The sequence below is a fragment of the Acinetobacter sp. CIP 102136 genome, assembly GCF_000369685.1.
Classification (GTDB): domain Bacteria; phylum Pseudomonadota; class Gammaproteobacteria; order Pseudomonadales; family Moraxellaceae; genus Acinetobacter; species Acinetobacter fasciculus.
Window position 1 is genome coordinate 155,097 of record NZ_KB850142.1, and the last position, 18,929, is coordinate 174,025.

At 44.1% G+C, this 18,929-nt stretch carries 15 protein-coding genes and 1 pseudogene; 12 read left to right on the plus strand and 4 right to left on the minus strand.

The annotated features are described in order from the left end of the window. Positions 1–40: 40 nt before the first annotated feature. Positions 41–942: pseudogene (locus F893_RS06220) on the minus strand (LysR family transcriptional regulator). A gap of 118 nt (positions 943–1,060) precedes the next feature. Here F893_RS06220 and F893_RS06225 point away from each other — a divergent pair. The 5 genes from F893_RS06225 (at position 1,061) to F893_RS06245 (ending at position 7,426) form a co-directional block, all read left to right on the plus strand. Then, on the plus strand, positions 1,061–2,389 hold the full coding sequence (locus F893_RS06225) for an MFS transporter (RefSeq protein ID WP_005251177.1): 1,329 nt from the start codon (positions 1,061–1,063) through the stop codon (positions 2,387–2,389). Between the two features lie 31 nt (positions 2,390–2,420). Next, positions 2,421–3,944, plus strand: a complete 1,524-nt coding sequence (locus tag F893_RS06230) for a M81 family metallopeptidase (protein WP_005251178.1) — start codon at positions 2,421–2,423, stop codon at positions 3,942–3,944. A 329-nt stretch (positions 3,945–4,273) separates the two neighbouring features. Further along, complete coding sequence (locus F893_RS06235) at positions 4,274–5,497, plus strand: efflux RND transporter periplasmic adaptor subunit (RefSeq protein ID WP_005251180.1); 1,224 nt, start codon at positions 4,274–4,276, stop codon at positions 5,495–5,497. Further along, the gene (locus tag F893_RS06240; RefSeq protein ID WP_005251182.1) at positions 5,494–6,717 is read left to right on the plus strand and encodes an ABC transporter permease; all 1,224 of its coding nucleotides are present in this window, start codon (positions 5,494–5,496) and stop codon (positions 6,715–6,717) included. The genes F893_RS06235 and F893_RS06240 overlap by 4 nt, the downstream gene beginning before the upstream one ends. Further along, positions 6,710–7,426: an ABC transporter ATP-binding protein gene (locus tag F893_RS06245; protein WP_005251184.1), complete on the plus strand. Its 717-nt coding sequence runs from the start codon at positions 6,710–6,712 to the stop codon at positions 7,424–7,426. Before F893_RS06240 ends, F893_RS06245 begins: the two co-directional genes overlap by 8 nt. A 329-nt stretch (positions 7,427–7,755) precedes the next feature. On the opposite strand, the gene F893_RS06250 is transcribed toward F893_RS06245, so the two are convergent. Beyond that, a complete protein-coding gene (locus F893_RS06250; RefSeq protein WP_004646199.1) occupies positions 7,756–8,256 on the minus strand; it encodes a Dps family protein in 501 nt (166 codons plus the stop codon). A gap of 760 nt (positions 8,257–9,016) precedes the next feature. Here F893_RS06250 and katE point away from each other — a divergent pair. From katE to F893_RS06285, 7 genes are all read left to right on the plus strand, one after another. Further along, positions 9,017–11,140 carry a catalase HPII gene (katE, locus tag F893_RS06255; protein WP_005251185.1) on the plus strand — a complete coding sequence of 708 codons (2,124 nt, stop codon included), beginning with the start codon at positions 9,017–9,019 and terminating at the stop codon, positions 11,138–11,140. Positions 11,141–11,211: 71 nt separating this feature from the next. Continuing rightward, on the plus strand, positions 11,212–11,421 hold the full coding sequence (locus F893_RS06260) for a hypothetical protein (RefSeq protein WP_004646201.1): 210 nt from the start codon (positions 11,212–11,214) through the stop codon (positions 11,419–11,421). A gap of 48 nt (positions 11,422–11,469) precedes the next feature. Continuing rightward, positions 11,470–12,456, plus strand: coding sequence for a hypothetical protein (locus F893_RS06265; protein WP_005251188.1), 987 nt, complete (start codon positions 11,470–11,472; stop codon positions 12,454–12,456). After that, on the plus strand, positions 12,444–13,229 hold the full coding sequence (locus F893_RS06270; protein WP_005251190.1) for a PIG-L deacetylase family protein: 786 nt from the start codon (positions 12,444–12,446) through the stop codon (positions 13,227–13,229). Before F893_RS06265 ends, F893_RS06270 begins: the two co-directional genes overlap by 13 nt. After that, complete coding sequence (locus F893_RS06275) at positions 13,219–13,833, plus strand: class I SAM-dependent DNA methyltransferase (RefSeq protein WP_005251192.1); 615 nt, start codon at positions 13,219–13,221, stop codon at positions 13,831–13,833. Before F893_RS06270 ends, F893_RS06275 begins: the two co-directional genes overlap by 11 nt. Beyond that, positions 13,830–14,543 (plus strand): glycosyltransferase family 2 protein, encoded by a 714-nt coding sequence (locus tag F893_RS06280; RefSeq protein ID WP_005251195.1) that lies wholly within the window; start codon positions 13,830–13,832, stop codon positions 14,541–14,543. Before F893_RS06275 ends, F893_RS06280 begins: the two co-directional genes overlap by 4 nt. A 205-nt stretch (positions 14,544–14,748) precedes the next feature. Further along, positions 14,749–15,993, plus strand: a complete 1,245-nt coding sequence (locus tag F893_RS06285) for an MFS transporter (RefSeq protein ID WP_005251197.1) — start codon at positions 14,749–14,751, stop codon at positions 15,991–15,993. Between the two features lie 25 nt (positions 15,994–16,018). Here the strand turns inward: F893_RS06285 and F893_RS06290 are convergent, their stop codons facing one another. Together F893_RS06290 and otsB are read right to left on the minus strand one after the other, a co-directional pair. Next, a complete protein-coding gene (locus tag F893_RS06290; protein WP_005251198.1) occupies positions 16,019–17,452 on the minus strand; it encodes a trehalose-6-phosphate synthase in 1,434 nt (477 codons plus the stop codon). Next, entirely contained in the window at positions 17,409–18,290 is an 882-nt protein-coding gene (gene otsB / locus F893_RS06295; protein ID WP_005251200.1) for a trehalose-phosphatase, read from the minus strand. Before otsB ends, F893_RS06290 begins: the two co-directional genes overlap by 44 nt. Positions 18,291–18,929 lie beyond the last annotated feature (639 nt).

The following is an 18,929-nucleotide window of genomic DNA, read 5'->3' on the forward strand; positions in this document are numbered from 1 at the left end:
ATCTAAGTGGCTTTTTTATTACCTAAACTTTATAAGCGATTTAAAAGATCAAATCAAAACTAGAACGAATACGCTCGATTAATAAATGCTTCGACTCTGACAAATGAGTGTTTTTACGAACCATCAATTGGGTCTGAGCCGTATTGCACAGCTCGGAATCAAGAGTTAAGGCAACGGCCTGACCTTCTTTTACTGCATCTGCAATATCTGCATAGCGCATGGCGGAAATCCCATGTCCAGCCACCACATAATTTTTTAAGGCATAAATAGAATTGGTGGCCAGGCTAATATTCAGGTTCACTTGTAAGCGCACCATTTCACTGTCGAGTAGCTGACGAAAACCATGCCCCACAGGCATTAAGGCAAATTTATAGGCTGAAATTTCAGATAGGCAGGAACAGCTAGAATAAAAGGTTCTGTTTTATGGGCAATGGTGCTGATGTCTGTATGAAATGGGGGGTTATACGCAAGTCCAATATGCGCTAGGCTGTCCACGATATGTCGTACTACATGCTGGGCACTCATTAATTCTAACTGGATTTCAAGATTTGGATATTTATGGTGCACATGTCGAAGTACATCATAAATCATGTGTTGCATATAACTTTCACTTGAAACAATGTTCACTTTGCCAAGTTGAGAAGATTGCAGCTGAAATAAACTGTCAAATAATTCATTTTCACGATTCTTATTTTCCTTAAAATACTCAAGTACCAGATAGGCGGCTTCAGTCGGAATAATATGCCGTCCCTTACGTTTGAACAGGTTTATTTTTAATTCTGATTCAAAGAGTTGAATTTGTCGGCTCATGGCGGACTGTTCAATATTCAGGATATCTGCCGCTTTGCGCATCGAGCCAAACATCATCACCGTATAGAAATAACGCAAACGCTTTTCATTGATTCCGTTCAGTGGCGCAAGGAATTGCAAGTTTCTGTCCATAAAAACTCTGATGCTTTTAAAGCATCAGTATGCCTAATAAATTACATTGTTATCAAGTCAGGAGCATGCTTACATTGTTTTTGAACAATAAGAAGATCTAGATAAAAAGGAGTTTTAGATGGATTTAATGACCTCCCGTCAACAACGGTTAGACCAGATTTACAAGAAAGTGAGCTGGCGCCTGCTGCCATTTTTATTGCTATGTTATTTCTTTGCTTATCTGGACCGGATCAATATCGGATTTGCCAAGTTGCAAATGCAGCAGGAATTGGGTTTTAACGATGCAATTTATGGCATGGCAGCCGGCATATTCTTTTTAGGTTATGTGCTGTTTGAAGTGCCAACCAACCTGTATTTTGAAAAAGTCGGCGCCAGAAAAACCATTACCCGCATCATGATTTTGTGGGGCCTGACCTCCATGTCGATGCTATTTGTCACCACCCCGCAGATGTTCTATGTCTTGCGCTTTTTACTAGGTGTATTCGAAGCCGGTTTTGCCCCGGGCATGATTTTCTATCTGACCTATTGGTATTCCGGTGCACGCATGGCACGTGTGATGGCGATCGTCATGCTGGCCGGGCCACTCGCTGGTATGTTAGGTGCACCATTATCCACGCAAATCATGAGTACTTTTCATCAGATTTATAATCTTTCTGGCTGGCAATGGTTATTTTTATTGGAAGCTGTGCCAACCGTGCTGTTGGGCTGCGTAGCATACTTTTATTTAACCGATCATCCTTCACAAGCAAAATGGCTGTCTCAAGAGGACAAAGCCTTATTGGTAAAAGAAATTTCACAGCATCAGTCTGCAACTGGTCATAGCAATTTTAAAGCGGTGTTGAAGGATCCCTGGATCTATTTCATGGCCTTGGCCTACTTCACCATTATCTGTGGGATCTATGCGATTGGTTTCTGGCTGCCATCTTTATTGAAATCGGGCGGTATCCAGAATTTGCAGATGATTGGCTGGCTGGTGGCGATTCCATATTTATGCGGTGCAATTTTCATGATCATTTTTGCCCGCAGCTCGGACAAATGGCAGGAACGGAAATGGCATTGTGTAGTGCCTACGGTATTGGCCGGAGTCAGCTTGATGTTGTCGGTGATCAGTGCGAATTTCCTGCTGTCCTTTATTGCGATCTGTACCGCAACGGCCTTTATGTTTAGTGCCTATACCATTTTCTGGTCGATTCCATCGAAATACTTAAGCGGTAGTGCGGCAGCAGGCGGAATTGCCCTGATTAACAGTATCGGATTACTCGGTGGTTTTGTCAGTCCAAATATTATGGGCATGGCGCAGTCAATGACCGGTTCCATGCTGGCAGGCTGGTTCACGATTGCTGTGATCATGATGCTCGGAGGCACTTTCCTGATCTATGCCTTCAGACTGAAAAAGCAAGTTGTTTCCCAGCAAGTAACACGCGCTGCCTTAATCGTCGATAAATAATCAATCATGCAGCATAGGAAGGATTCAAGATATGAAGAAAATCATCATTGCGGGCTTTCAACATGAAACCAATACCTTTGCCCCGACCAAAGCAAGATATGTGGATTTTGTCCAGGGCGGGGGATTTCCTCCGCTTAGCCGCGGCGCAGATGTCCTGAAATTTCGGGAACAGAACATTCCGATTGGCGGTTTTATTCAACAAGCAGAACAATTCGGTTATCAACTTTTGCCGGTAATCTGGGCTGGCACTTCACCTTCAGCGCATGTAGAGCAGGACACTTACCAACGGATCTGTGATGAAATTATTGCAAGCATCCAGCAGCATCCGGCAGATGCGGTGTATCTGGATCTGCATGGTGCCATGGTTAGTGAACAGGTGGATGATGGTGAAGGGGAATTGTTAAGACGGGTTCGTGAAGCAGTCGGGTCGGACATTCCGGTAATTGCCAGTCTGGATTTCCATGCCAATGTCACGCAAGCGATGTTTGCTCATAGTGATGCATTGATTTGCTATCGGACTTATCCGCATGTAGATATGGCCCAAACTGGACAACGCTGTGCCCAACTGCTGAATCAAATATTCGAGGGCAAAAAACTGTATAAGAAAATGTACAAGCTACCGTTTTTGATTGCGTTGAATGCACAATGTACCGAGCTGGAACCTACCCAGTCTTGTATGAATTTACTCGAACAGCTAGAACAAAATAATCCTGTCCAGATGAATTTTACGCCGGGTTTTCCGGCGGCAGATTTTGAGGAATGTGGCGGTTGTATCTGGGGCTATAGTGAAAACGCTGAGCAGTTAGATCAGGCCATGCAACGCTATATCGACCATGTGCTGCAACAAGAAGCGCATTGGAATATGGATTTTTTATCACCAGATCATGCCGTGCAGCAGGCAATTCAACTTTATCAACAGCATTATTCGGCCAAACCCGTGGTGATTGCCGATACTCAGGACAATCCGGGAGCCGGTGGTGATTCGAATACGACCGGGATGTTATCGGCGCTATATCGACATCCGGTTAAAAATGCATTGATTGGCCTCATTGTCGATCCCGCGGTGGTGCAACAAGCCTATCAGTTTGAGCTTGGTCAGCATTTTTATGCGCAACTGGGTGGAACATCGGGTATTGTCGGGGATGCCCCATTTAGCGCTGAATTTAAAATCAAAGCCTATAGCGATGGAAAATTCAGCTATGGCGGACCCATGATGCATGGCGTTGAGGCGGATATCGGCCCGAGTATATTACTGGAAATAGACGGTATTGAAATTGCAGTCAGCTCTTACAAAGCCCAGTTGCTCGATCGTAATATGTTTAGAATTTTTGGTGTTGTGCCTGAAGATAAATCAATTATTGTAGTGAAAAGCTCGGTACATTTTCGTGCAGATTTTCAGGACATGGCTGCTGCCATTTTAGTCGCAAAAGCGCCTGGGGCCATGAAAGCAGACCCGAATGACCTGCCTTGGCAAAAGATTGAGCCTGATAGACGACTCGTGCCAATGGGCGAAAGTCTGGCGCAGCGTGATCAGCCATTGCGTCGTACGGTCTAATATTTAACTAATATTCAATTAACACCCAAACGATTGAACAGGCAAGCTCTATCATGATCTAGCCTGTTTTTTGATCACATCTCCATTTCCTTAAACTTAATACAATTTTCTGTTACTTGATTCCGTGTCTGGATCTGCCATAGATGAACTTGACTGACACCGACTTAAGCTAGCTCAAAAAAGTGGACAGGAACTCAACATTCTTTTCAAACTCAACAAAATACCTATAATTCCAATTAGAAACTTGTTGTAAATTAAACCTTAGGAAAAAAACAAATACAGTTTTGACTTTCTTATTTCAAATTAGACGAATCAACCGGAGATTCTCATTGCGCGCTGCCCGCTATAAAATTTTGCTCATTATCGTATTGCTACTGGCAGTAGGGTTTGCTCTATTTCGCTGGTGGCAGGGGCCAGTGGTGCCTAGTTATACGCTGAGTGCCATGCCGCTGGTACAAAATGTTGTTGCGACCGGACGTGTTGCGACAGTCTCACGTGCCCAGGTAGGCAGTGAAATTAGTGGTGTGGTTCTGCAACGTCTGGTGCAGGAAGGCGATCAGGTTAAACCGGGTGATCTGCTAGTGGTATTGAAATCGGATGAATTGCTGGCCCAAGTCAGACAGGCCGAGCTGGCATTGACCGAATTGGCAAGCAGCCGACGGCCACAGGCTGCAGCAGAACTGGCCAGTGCCAAAGCCCAGCTGGAGCAGGCCAGCCGAGAAGCAGCACGTAGACGTAATGCAGAAGCCGGCATCCTGTCGAGGGAAGAGGTCGAACAGGCTGTGGAAGCAGAAAGAGTCGCGCGTAATAATTATGAGACAGCCCGGGTAAAAGCATCCGCATTGGCTGCGGGTCAAGTCGAAGAAGCGTCGCTTCGGGAACAGCTTGCAGTGGCACAGGCTCAACTGGCCAAAACCAAGATTCGGGCGGCGGTCGCTGGCACAGTGCTGACACGCGATGTCGAGCCAGGTGATCTGGTTCAGCCGGGACAAACTTTATTTACCATTGCGTTAACAGGGAATACAGAAATCCGGGTACCGCTAGATGAGCGGAATTTACCGCAACTGGCCTTGCAGCAAAATGCGACCGTCATTAGCGATGCCTATCCGGATCAGTCTTTCCCGGCCCGGATCAACTTTATTGCTCCAAGTATTGACCCACAGCGCGGTACGGTAGAGGTCAGGTTAACTGTCAATCTCGTACCAGATTTTCTGCGTCAGGACATGACAGTATCGGTGAATGTCGAGACGGCCAAACGAGCACGGGCACTGGCTATTCCGAATGATGCTTTAAGCAGTATCAAGGGAGATAAAGCTGTGGTCTTAATGGTACGTGATGGAAAAGTACAGCGTCAGCAGATTACTTTAGGTTTGCGTGGCCTGGCCATGTCAGAAGTGAAATCCGGCCTGAGCGAGGGTGATCAGGTGCTGGCAGATGCCGAATCTTCATTGGAGGATGGCACCAGAGTTCGCTTAAAACCACAACAGAGCTCATTGCTGAATTCTGCTGATACGGCCAATAGCAAAAATGAATTACCGGTGAACTTCGATTGAAAAACTTATTCGGGCGGCTCTGGATCGAATGGAAAATCGCGGTCAGTTTTTTGCGCGAGGGTCGCGCGCAGTCCATCATGATCACCATCGGGGTCGCCGTGGGCGTGGCAGTAATCGTCTTTATCACCGCGTTGATTCAGGGGCTGCAAGCCAATATTGTCGAACGTACCTTAGGCACACAGGCGCATATACGCCTGTTGTCACCGGATGAAGTCAACCGGATTGTGTCACCTCCCGCCGGAACAGTGCAATTATTGCAGGAAGACAAACGGGCACAGCGCCTGCGTTCGATCAATAATTGGCAACAGATTACCGAAACACTAGACCAGTTGCCTGTACTGACCGCCGTCTCGCCGGTAGTGTCTGGTCCTGCCTTTGTACAACGGGGTGATGCGATCGAATCAGTGGCCTTGGTCGGGATGAATTTGGAGCGTTATCAGCAGATCATTCCATTAAAAGAATATTTAACCAGTGGTCAGTTGCGGGTTGGCGCGGATGATGTACTGATTGGCAGTCAATTGGCCAAAGACCTCGGTGTTCAGGTCGGCAGCAAGTTGCGACTGGATACTGGCCAACAGAACAGTGCCTTGGTGAATATTGCCGGTATCTTTGAGCTGGGCGTGCGCGAACTGGATGCGCGTTATGTTTATCTGGATCTCAAGCAGGCGCAGTCCTTACTCGGCCTGCCAGGCGGAGTAACAGTCATTGATCTGACCATTGCCAATATTTTTGAAGCAGACCAGGTTGCAGCACAAGTCGGACGCCTGACCTCATTAAAAGCCGAAAGCTGGATTGAAACCAATGCCCAACTGATGAATGCCATTACTGCACAAAACCTGTCCACCAATATGATTATTGTCTTTGTCGCAATTTCGGTGGCTTTCGGGATTGCCAGCGTCATGTCCGTCAGTGTGGTGCAGCGCACCCGGGAAATTGGTATTTTGCGGGCGACGGGTGCAACCCAATCGCAAATCCTGAGAGTTTTTCTGTTTCAGGGTGCAATCTTTGGCTTGCTCGGTTCAGTGCTGGGCAGCATAGTCAGTTATGGTCTGGTATGGGTATTTAATAATTTTGGGCCGGGATTATTCTATATTCCAATTTCGATTGAACTGGTGATATTGGCACTATTGTTGGCCACATTAACAGGCGTACTGGCGGCAGCAGTGCCATCACGTCGGGCCGCGGCACTCGATCCGGTGGAGGCGATTCGTCATGTCTGAGCAATCTCAGGAAGTTCTGCGTCTGGAAGCGCTGCGAAAATCTTATAATATTGGCCAGCCCAATGAAGTGGAGGTCTTGCATGGCATTGACCTGCGCATTGATCGCAACGACTTTGCTGCACTCATTGGCCCTTCCGGTTCTGGTAAAAGTACCTTATTAAATATTCTGGGACTGCTAGATAAACCAACGAGTGGCGAGCTGTATTTGTTGGGACAACCTACCAGTGCGATGGATGACACCGGTCGTACAGCGCTTCGCGGTAACAGCATCGGGTTTGTATTTCAGTTTCACCATCTGATTCAGGCCTTTAGTGCACTGGATAATATTCTCATGCCTTTAATGATGGCGCATGGCAAACCGAATCAGCAGGCAATGCAACGTGCACGTGATTTATTGACGGCAGTAGGGCTGGAAAAATTTGCTGAACGTAAACCGAATGAATTATCTGGAGGGCAGCAGCAGCGGGTGGCGATTGCCCGGGCCTTGATTACTGAGCCGGCATTATTATTGGCCGATGAACCGACAGGTAATCTGGATACCCAGACCGCGGCTGATATGTTTGAACTGTTTCGTAAAGTGCATCGTGAACGCGACTGCGCCGTACTTTTGGTCACGCATGATCCGCGCCTGTCCGCTACTTGTGATCGCACCATTAATCTGGTCGATGGCCGGATTGAAAGCGATTCGAGCAATTCTCCTGAAGATTAAGCTGTACTGCAAGGAGCCAGGAGGGCTAATTTTTTGAAGCGATAGAAAAGATATTTCAGATTTATAGCTTTCAAAAAATGATAGCCATATCTGAGATTGAAATAATCTGGAAACAACCTGTTTGTTAAAAAAGGATGTACGCGATTGCCTACATCCTTAAAATTTTACAGTTGAATTCTAATGATTGTGTTTTTCAGGTTGATCTAATCAATGAGCGCCGGTAAATCATACCTATTGAAAGCGTCAGGATGAAACTGAACTTAATGGTACTACCGCAAGTTTCCATTTCATCCTGTGAATAAGCCTGATCTCAAAGATTCAATCCGATTTTATTGTTCCAGATTACTTCTCAGCATCCAGGCAGTTTTTTCGTGTACTTCCAGTCTTTGCGTGAGAATGTCAGCAGTCGGCTGATCATTGGCTTCTTCAATGATCGAAAAAATACTTCTGGCGGTACGTGCCACAGTTTCATGTGCATCTACCAGTAAACGTATCATTTCTTCGGCTTTAGGCACCCCTTCGACTTCTTTAATGGAGGTGAGTTTTACAAACTGTTTATAAGTGCCGGGTGCTGCAAAACCCAAAGCCCGAATACGTTCAGCAATGATGTCCAGCGCATTCCACTGCTCAGTGTATTGAGTCATAAACATGTTGTGCAGGCTGTTGAACTGGGGGCCGGTAACATTCCAGTGGAAATTATGGGTCATTAAATACAGGGTATAACTGTCTGCTAAAAGTCTGGATAAACCGTCGACAATTTTGGCGCGATCATCATGCGAAATTCCGATATCAATTTTCATTGCTTTAGATTCTTTTTTAGAAGAGGCCATGCTCTTACTCCTTCAAACTTAAGGCGATAATGTGTATTAAAATAAAGTCGGATGTAGTCGAAGCCCGAGTCAAGAGATGAAATGATCTCTATGACTTTGTATTTGATCTGAACAGGCTAAGAGATTTAAGTGGTTATAAGTTATAGATATTAGATCAATATAAAGGCAGGAAGTTTAGTCATTATGTATAAGCAGGGCGCTGGATTGTAACTATTTAACTCTGTCAAGTTCTGACCATCCTCAGCGGTAGCACGTTAATTTTTCATAGCAAATTGAACTTCTAAAAAAGTCCTAATCATTTCAGGATTGAAACATCGTGTTAGGTTATGACGCTTATTTATGAGCAAGATCACATATCACTCCACTGAGTCTTTATTTCGAAACATCTCTGTAATATTTTAAAATTTTATTTTAAATAAATAACTTAGATGAAAATCTTAATCGTTAATAAACCCGAAATTTATAAAAAATAACACAATGCTGCCTTAATTAAACAAGGCACTACAAACAATAATAAATCTCTTTCTCAAATGCAGTTATGTTAGGACACAGGCGAAACCAATAACAATATTCCCAGAAAAGCGAAAATGCTTCGAGTCAGCATATTCAGAAGAAATATGAGGCTGATACAGGATCGGCTGTAGCAGATTGACTTGCGGGATGAGTTTGATTGGTCAAACCATGCAACATATCAGCTCAAGCGACTTTGAGATAGACCAATAATATCTGAACTAAACTCAAGCTCAGCAAGGAATACATCATGAAAATTAAGGCCAATAGCCCCGCGACTGGTAAAGACAGTTTAGACAAACAAAATACCAATAAAAAAAGTGAGCAGCTCGACGCATATCGCAGTGATGCGACCGAGCAGGCACTCACCACCAATCAAGGGGTTAAAATTTCCGATAACCAGAACAGTCTCAAGGCAGGCGTTCGCGGTGCGACCTTGATCGAAGATTTTATTCTTCGGGAAAAAATTACCCATTTTGACCATGAGCGAATTCCAGAACGTATTGTGCATGCCCGCGGTGTCGGCGCACATGGCTATTTTGAGGCTTATCCGGGGAATGAAAAACTGACCAAGGCAGGCTTCCTGACCAATACCAGTGTGCAAACGCCAGTATTTGTGCGTTTTTCTACCGTACAGGGACCACGTGGTTCAGCAGATACGGTACGTGATATCCGTGGTTTTGCCACCAAGTTTTATACGGATGAAGGTAACTTCGATCTGGTAGCGAATGATGCGCCGGTATTCTTTATCCAGGATGGGATCAAGTTCCCGGATTTTGTACATGCGGTCAAGCCTGAACCACAGACCGAGATTCCTACCGGTGCATCTGCACATGATACTTTTTGGGATTTTGTTTCCTTAGTGCCTGAATCTGCACATGCGGTGATGTGGGCCATGTCGGATCGGGGTATTCCGCGTAATTTAAGAGCCATTCAAGGCTTTGGTGTACATACTTTCCGTTTTATCAATGCCGAGAATAAAGCGGTTTTTGTTAAATTCCACTGGACGCCAAAACAGGGTCTAGCCCAACTGGTCTGGGATGAAGCACAAAAACTGGCGGGTAAAGATCCGGATTTCCATCGTCGTGACTTATATGAAGCGATTGCCTCCGGTAACTATCCGGAATGGGAACTGGGTGTACAGGTCGTTCCAGAAGAAGATGAGATGAAGTACGACTTCGACTTGCTGGACCCAACCAAGATTATTCCGGAAGAACTGGTGCCAGTGACACCGATTGGCAGAATGGTACTGAACCGTAATGTGGATTATTTCTTCGGTGAAACCGAGCAGGTAGCATTCTGTCCGGGACATATTGTGCCGGGACTTGATTTTACCAATGACCCGTTATTACAGGCACGATTGTTCTCCTATACCGATACTCAGCTTAGCCGTTTAGGTGGTCCAAATTTCCACCAGATTCCAATCAACAAGCCGGTTTGTCCATTCCACAATAATCAGCGTGATGGTTTACATCAGCGTATTGTGCATACTGGTCAAGCCAGTTATGAGCCGAACTCGATTGACAATAACTGGCCGGCTGAAACTCCGCCTGCAGCGCAAGGTGGTGGTTTTGAAAGCTATCAGGAACGTATTGATGGACACAAGATCCGTCAGCGTAGCGAATCATTCAGTGATCACTTTAGTCAGGCCCGTCTTTTCTACCGCAGCCAGGCACCACATGAGCAAAAGCACATTGTCGATGCCTATGTCTTCGAGCTGAGCAAGGTGGAGCGCAAATATATTCGTGAACGTGAAGTACTTGAAGTGCTGTGTAATATCGATCTGGACTTGGCACAGCAGGTTGCTGACCAATTGGGTATTGAAATTCCGTCAGAGAAAAAGGCGGCAAAATTGCCAGAGGTGCAGGTTTCACCACGTTTATCTTTTGAGGCATTTAAACCTGAAGATATTAAGGCACGCAAAATTGCGCTATTGGTGCACGACAAGGCCAATGAGGCCAGTATCAAAGCTGTTCAAGCTTGGGCAGAATCAGAAGGGGCTGTGGTCGATGTATTGACCCCAAAACCGGGCCCGGTACTGGGTCAGCAAGGCGAGGTGATTCCTTCCGATGGTATGCAAAAAGCAGAACCATCCATTGCCTATGATGCCGTGGTGATTGCTGACGGTGATAATTACGATGTGGTAATGAAAGACGGTGTGGCGACTCATTATCTGCTGGAAGCCTACAAGCATTTAAAACCAATCGTGTTCCTGGGTGATAAAGGCAAGCTGATTGAAGATCTGCGTTTGGTTAGCGATGAAGGAACTCTGGCAAACGGACAGTTTGAAGCAGTACAAGATAGCTTCAAGACTTTGATCCTGAACCATCGTGTCTGGGCGCGTGAAGCGATTGCAGAAGCAATTCCTGCCTAAACGATCTAATTTATATTTTAGAGGATAGAGGCTCCGGCTTCTATCCTGATGGTTTTAAAATGGATGAAGAGATGGTGAGACCGGATGTCAAAAAGTTGTTGGCTCAAGCACAACAAACCAAATGGAGCAGAGAGCAGGATATCTATCTCATTGAGCATAATCATTTGCCTCTAACTGAACTGATGCAACAGCTCTGTTTCAATGAAGAAGAGATTAATACACGGCGTAAGGTATTAGGGCTGACCACACGTTTAAAACAAATGCGCAAGCTTTCTCATTAACTGACTTTAAAAACACAACAACATTATCTGTATTTTATGAGGAACCGCATGCAGAACCTCGGTTCAATATTACAAAGATTTGAAAACTCTCCTCTGGAGCTACAAGAAAAAATTCAGCACACTTTAATGGAACTGGTGGCGATTTCCGATCAGGTGCCTTATCCCGCTTCCGGAGCCACCTTAAAACGCTGGCAGATGCTTAGTCAGGTTTCGGCAAGCAATCTGACCCTAGGCAAATTGTTTGAATCCCATCTGGACGCCTTGGCCATTTTGCATGAATTGAATATTCCGGTAGAACAAAAAGGCTTATGGGCAGTATGGGCAGCAGAAGGTGGCCCCAAACCTTTAACATTGCAAGCAGGAAAGCTAAGCGGAATTAAGCCTTGGTGTTCTGCATCGGTCTGGGTGCAACACGGTCTGCTGACTCACCGTGATGAGCAGCAATATTCACAATTACTGATTCTAGATTTGTCGCAAGAAGGCATTCAGCATCATCAGGATGCCTGGCAGGCAGTGGGCATGCAGCATACCTTGACTGCCCGGCTGGAACTGGATCATGTTGAGGTGGAAAAAGTCGCAGCTCCAAATGCCTATCTGGATCGGCCCGGATTCTGGCATGGCGCCGCAGGTGTGGCCGCGTGCTGGTATGGCGCAACCGTGCGTTTGGCTGAATATTTAAGACAGGCAGTATTGTTAAAACCGCATGCCTATAAGGCCATGTATCTCGGTGAAATTAGTCGGGAGCTTTTAGCGACACAGTCCTTATTTTATCAAGTTGCTGCATTGATTGATCAGCAACCGCAACACGCACATGAGTTAAAGATTCGTAGCCTACGTGCTCAGGTGGAAGCGACTGCCTTAAATGTACTAACTCATGTAGGTAAGGCACTTGGTGCTGGGCCGTATTGTGAGCATCCGCATTTCGCTCGGCTTGCAGCAGATCTTCCGGTATTTATTCGTCAAAGTCATGCTGCATTTGACTTGGAGCGGATTGGCGAGCTGACTGCACAGGAGGAACAATTATGGACGTTATAAGACATGAGATTGTAGGGGATCGTGTCATCCATGGTGAAGGCACAAGGCTTGAAGAATGGCGTTCCTGTCAGATCCTGCAACAGATGCCGGAATTCGATATTCCTAAGGTTATTCCACCGAATGCCAGGGTTTGCATCATTGCCCCTCATCCTGATGATGAAATTTTGGGCTGTGGAGGTCTGATTCAGCGTCTGGACAAACTTGGCTATCAAATCGTACTTTTTGCTGTTACCAACGGAACGGCCAGTCATCCGGGCTCTAGTCTGTATACTCCCGAAGAGTTGAACCAGATTCGTCCTACTGAAACACGAATAGCTTTGGAAGCGTTGCCTTTAAAACAGAATATTCTGCGGATCGCTTTAGACATTCAGGATGGCAAGGTGGCAGAACAGCGGGATGTGTTGCAACAGCATCTGCAATCTTATCTGCAGCCGAATGATGTGTTAATTAGCACATTTGTTCATGATGGACATCCAGATCATGAAATTACAGGGCAGGTCACACAGCAGCTGGCGACTGAACTTCATTTGCCCTGTATTCAAGTCTTGATTTGGGCATGGCATTGGGCAACACCTGGAGATACCAGAATTCCTTGGACCGTCGCTCATCAACTCAGATTAACTGAGGAAGAATTGCAATATAAGTCTCGAGCTGCGCGGTGTTTTAAGAGCCAGATCGAGCTTGATCCAACGATTGAACAATCACCGATTCTGCCTGAGCAGGCATTGCAACGTATTTTACAGCCCTGGGAGGTGTATCTGTATGAACAGTAAAGCAGCCTATGATCAGGAATATTTCGATGCGTTATATGCACTGAATCAGGGAGATCCTTGGCAATATGAACAGCGTTGGTATGAACAGCGCAAACGGCAGATTTGTCTGGCGGTCTTGCCGAGCTTGCAATTTGACTCTGCGATTGAAATTGGTTGCAGTAACGGCATCTTCAGTCAGGAACTGGCACAGCGGACAAATAGCTTAATGTGTCTGGATGCCAATGATACTGCGATCCAGTTGGCTCAACAGCGTTTACAAGATTATTCACATGTGCAGGTGTTACAGCGGATCGTGCCAGATGATTTGCCCAAACAGAAATTTCAGCTCATTGTCGTCAGTGAGATTTTATATTATCTAAACCCGATTGCTCTGCAACAGGTGCTGACATGGCTGCATACTGCACTGGAACCGGGTGGATGTATCTTGAGTTGTCATTGGCGCGCGCCAATCTCAGGATTTAGCTTAAATGGTGAAGATGTCCATCAGTATCTCAAAGCGCATTTAAACTATTCCCATCGTTTAAGTTTGCAGGATTCCGATTTTTTGATAGATCTCTGGCTGAATTCAGCGCAATCCGTAGCAGAGCAGGAGGGCTTAAGATGAAAAAAATCGGTGTGGTGATTCCGGCCTGTAATGAAGAAGCCTATATTGAACGCTGTCTGTTAGCCTTAAAATCAGCACAAACTTATTTTTTTCAATATTTTAAAACAATAGAAAATCTTCCTGAAATCCAGATTCTCGTGGTCTTGGACCATTGTACTGATAGCACCGCCGTTAAAGTTCAGCAAATGGGCATTCCGGCTATGAGCTGCGACTTCCGAAATGTCGGTAAGGCACGCCATTTGGGGATTCAGCAAATGATCGAGCAGGGCTGTGACTGGATTTGTTGTACCGATGCCGATTCATTCGTACAGTGCGACTGGTTTCAGGTGATGTTACAGCATCAACCCACCGATGCGATTTGTGGTGTAGTCGAGCTGGATCAATGGGATCATTTAAGCCGGAAAACCCGTCAGGCTTATCTCCGACATTATCAGGACAGCATGGGACATCGGCATATTCATGGCGCAAACCTGTGTTTTAAAGCTTCGGCTTATATACAGGTCAATGGGTTTCAGCAACTGGACTGTCATGAAGATGTCGATTTCATCCGTCGTTTAGAAAAAGCCGGCGCGCAGATTGTCTGGTCGAATCAACTGAGAGTCACCACCAGCAGTCGTCTCAGCTCAAAAATTGCTGCAGGTTTTGCCCATTTTCTGCAAAAACTTGAGCTTAAGCAGGCCGCTAAAAAACCGATCAGCCTGTGCAAATAAAAGCATAAAACTATAAATTTTATACAATCAGATACTTGTAAAAAATCTTAAAATTCGGTTCTAAAAACTATTCCATTTAAATTTATTCTGTTTATAATTCACGCAAATTCAGCCCCGCATACTTATATATTTCAACTATAAGTCTGTGGGGTTTTTCTATGGATGATCGGTAATGGATGCCTGAGCCTTCTTTTTTGGTAATACAATGTTCAATCAAACACTGCTTTCTCGAATTCAGTCTCCATCACCATATCTATGGCAGAAAATAGCGACTGCGTTGTGCTTCTTTAGCTTGGGCTTTAGTACTGCGGCTTGGGCACCCTTAATTCCATATGCACAGCAGCGCCTATTATTAAATCATGCTGATTTTGGCCTGTTATTGCTGTGTGCCGGAATCGGTTCAATGCTGGCGATGCCACTGGCTGGCCGACTGGCCAATGCCTTAGGTTGTCGTACCGTTTTGGCTGTAATTCTCAGTGCATTTTTGTTCATTTTGCCTGCTCTGGCTTATAGTCCGAATCATTTAATGATGGCAATCAGCCTGTTTTTCTTTGGTGCCAGTGCCGGGGCTTTGGGCGTGACTGTCAATATTCAGGCTGCACAGATTGAGAAAAAACTCGGTAAAAGTTTAATGTCAGGTTTTCATGGAGTGTGTAGTTTAGGTGGTCTAGCAGGCGTACTGGGCATGACCATGTTAATGGGATTCGGCTTGGCGCCTTTAACTGGTGCGGTGATTGTCAGTGTGATTTTGCTGCTTATTGCCTTATTTGCTGTTCCTTTGAGCTTGGGTGCTGAGCTAAAAACGGCGGTAGAAGAAACATCATCAGAACAGTCGGTGAAAAAAGCAGTGCCGACCTGGGCGATTTTAGGCATTGGTCTGATCTGTTTTGTGGCTTTTCTGTCAGAAGGTGCAGCTATGGACTGGAGTGGTATTTATCTTGCTACTGAGTTCAGTCTGCCTGCGGCGCAAACCGGTCTGGCTTATAGTTTCTTTGCGGGTTTGATGGTGTTGGGACGTTTTAGCGGTCACTTGATTATTCAGCAGTTTGGTGAAAAAAATACGATTCTGTTAAGCGCACTCTTGGCTGCAACCGGTTTATTGACCGTAGTCTTTGCGCCAGTCTGGCAGGTGGTATTGGTAGGCTATGCGATTTTAGGTTTAGGTAGCGCTAACATTGTACCGCTGATGTTTTCCCGTGCAGGACGTCAAAAAACTTTGGCTTCACATGTGGCATTGTCTTATGTATCGGTATTTGCTTATACAGGTTCGTTGATTGGACCAGCCTTGGTCGGCTTCGGTAGTGAAATTATCGGATTGAGTCTGGTATTTAGTGTCATTGCAATTGGTCTATTGAGTATTGTGATTTTGAATCATCTCACTGCAGACCCAAGCGAAGTGCAACACAGCGAAGAGATTGTGGCTCCTCTTCAAAACGAAACACCAGCTTAATGCTGGTGTTTTTTTATTTAAAAATTTAGGCATGCACACTGAACTGGTTTGAAGCTCCTGCAGCCACCGGGCGATAGATCCGCAAGCTTTGTGAGTTTTTCAGGTCAGTGATAAACTGATCACGCCAGCGAATAATATCGAAATTTTTCAAGCCTTGGCTTAAATAACGATAGCGCTCCAAACGTTCTGATTTAGACATGCGCAGCGCCTTCTTCAAAGCTTTAGCCATACTGTCATGCTCATAAGGATCGACCAGTAAGGCTTCTTTCATTTGTTCAGCAGCACCGGCATATTTAGATAGAATCAAGACACCCGGATCTAAAGGATCCTGTGCAGCAATATATTCCTTGGCGACCAGATTCATACCATCCCGGATCGAATTTACCCAGCAAATATCTGCCTTACGATACAGTTGCATCAAGGCCTCATGGCCCAAAGTATCATAGCTGCAATCGAAGGGTAACCAGTCCGCTGTGCCATGCTGGCTATTGAGTTCATGCACAGCAGCTTTAAATTGCGTATACAGGTTCTTATAGGTCTTTACATCCAGTCGGCATGGACAGGCAATTTGTAATTGCTGGAATTGATTTTTAAACTCCGGTTGATCTTCTAGCAAGCTCTGCAACGATCCGATTTTTTCCAATAAGCCTTTACTATAATCAATCCGGTCAACTGAAATGATGGTTTTATAAGGCTGCACTGTATCCAGATCAAAGGGAAGCTTTTCCAGATGGGTATCTGAGGCCTGATTCTGTAGTTGCACAGGATGCACACCAATCGGATAGCATTTCACATGAATCTTTCGAGATTGATAATTCAGGATTTCATTGTGACGATGCTGCACTTTTAAGGTCTGTTCAAGGAAATTTAAACAGTTTTCCTGATCGCGAGAGGTCTGCAAACCCAGTACATCGTAGTTGGCGAAATGATGTGCCAGATCGCGATGGGCGGGTAAAGTCTGCCAGAGCCTTAGTTCAGGAAAGGGAATATGCAGGAAAAAGCCAATACGGTTACGCATGCCCAGTTTACGGCAATAATGCGCCACGCTTAAAAAATGATAATCATGGATCCAGATAATATCGTGTGGAGATGCTACCTGTTTAAGGTGCTTGGCAAAGCGTAAATTGACATCCTGATAGATCTTAAAATCCTGCGGCTGATAATCTACAAGTTGATGCTGGTCGTGCATCAGCGGCCACAATGCATTGTTGGCAAAACCACAATAAAAGCCTTGATATTGGGATTCAGTCAATGGACTCGTGTGATATTCAACATTTTGATGCTTCAGGATTTGAAACTTCTGCTCTTTCGTCTGGTCAACTCGGGATCCATTCCAGCCAACCCAGATACCGCCTATATCCTGCAAAGCATCCTGCAATGCCACCGCTAATCCACCTGCCTGTGTATTGTCTGACTTAGGTAGATTTACACGATTTGATAACACTATGAGTTTCGACATGTAATTTCTCCAATAATAATTGTTGTTGTGCTTTCAGTATTTCTAGAAATTCCGCTAGAAAAGCCTGTACTTGAGTCACGTTTTCGAGGCGATGTTGTGCCACGGTGTTGCCTGTACCGACTTTGATAGAGCAGCCTTTGAATGTGTTGATGACTTGAAAACCGGCTTCGTCGGTCAGGTCATCTCCGATAAAAATGGGGTAATGATCATTTAAGTGATATTGCTGAATGATTTGTTGGATAGCTGAACCTTTATTTGCACCTTTGGGCACCAGTTCAAATACAAACTTTCCAGCCTTAAGTTCAAAATCCTGAAAATGAGTAAGACAATTCAAGGCAAATGCATGCACTTGATGCTCTAAATAGGGATGTTCACGAAAATGCAGGGCGACTGAATAGTCTTTAATTTCTATTCGAGTCTGAGGAATATTATTACTATGTTCTGTAATATAATTTTTTAATAATTCAAACTGTTCAGGATTTAAATCAATTAACTTGCTTAAACGCGATTGATAGCTTAATTCCAGACCGTGAGAACCGGCAATATTCCAGTCAAATGGATAAATAAGTTTTTGTGCTTGTGCAATTGAGCGACCGGTCACTAATATTAGCTGAATATATTGTTGTAACTCTTTTAAGGTATTTAAGGTTCCGCTCTTAATTATACTTTTTGCTGGATCTGGGTGGAATTCAGAAATGGTTCCATCAATATCAAGAAATAAAACAAGTTTGTGAGAATAAATAATAGGTTTGAGCTGATTTAAAATCACTTGAGGTAATATATAAGAAGATGTAGCAAGTGAATCTTCTAGGTCTTGATCTTCTTTGAGAATCGACATAAATACTACCTAAGCCTCTGAAATTAAATTGATTTAAAAGTTAAAACTACCTGAATGTTCATTGATCTGATTAAATTTATAACATATTTCATTTAACAGACTGGCTTTAAGTGCAGAAACGAAACACTTTTAACAAGTACAGTTACTTTGTAAGATTTAGAAATATTTTGGTAGAAATCCAGTATTGTTAATAAATTTTAAAAATAAATTATAAGGATTTTATATTTTAAAGTTTTCTTGGATTGATTATTTTTCAGGGTTTTAGATAATAAGATTTATTATTTAATCGTTATTTTTGAATGTGTATTTTGTAATTAATTTTTCAGAATATAGTATTTATTATTAATTTGTATTTTATTTTTTAAATATATGGGGAGATGTAATTTTGAGATATTTTTAAATATAATAATTTAAATAAATTTATAAATTGGGCATATATAATTAAAATTTTTAGCTTAAGTTTATGAAAATTAATATTTTTTAAAATTGGCTAAGCTGTCTTAACAGCAAAAATACTAAAACTGTCTAGAGGGAAATTTCGTATCATCAAATTTTCTTGGGACCAATTGGAGAGCTATACAATTTAAACAGCTTCTTAATTTAGTGTCTCAGATTAATTTTTTAATTCTTATTCGTAAA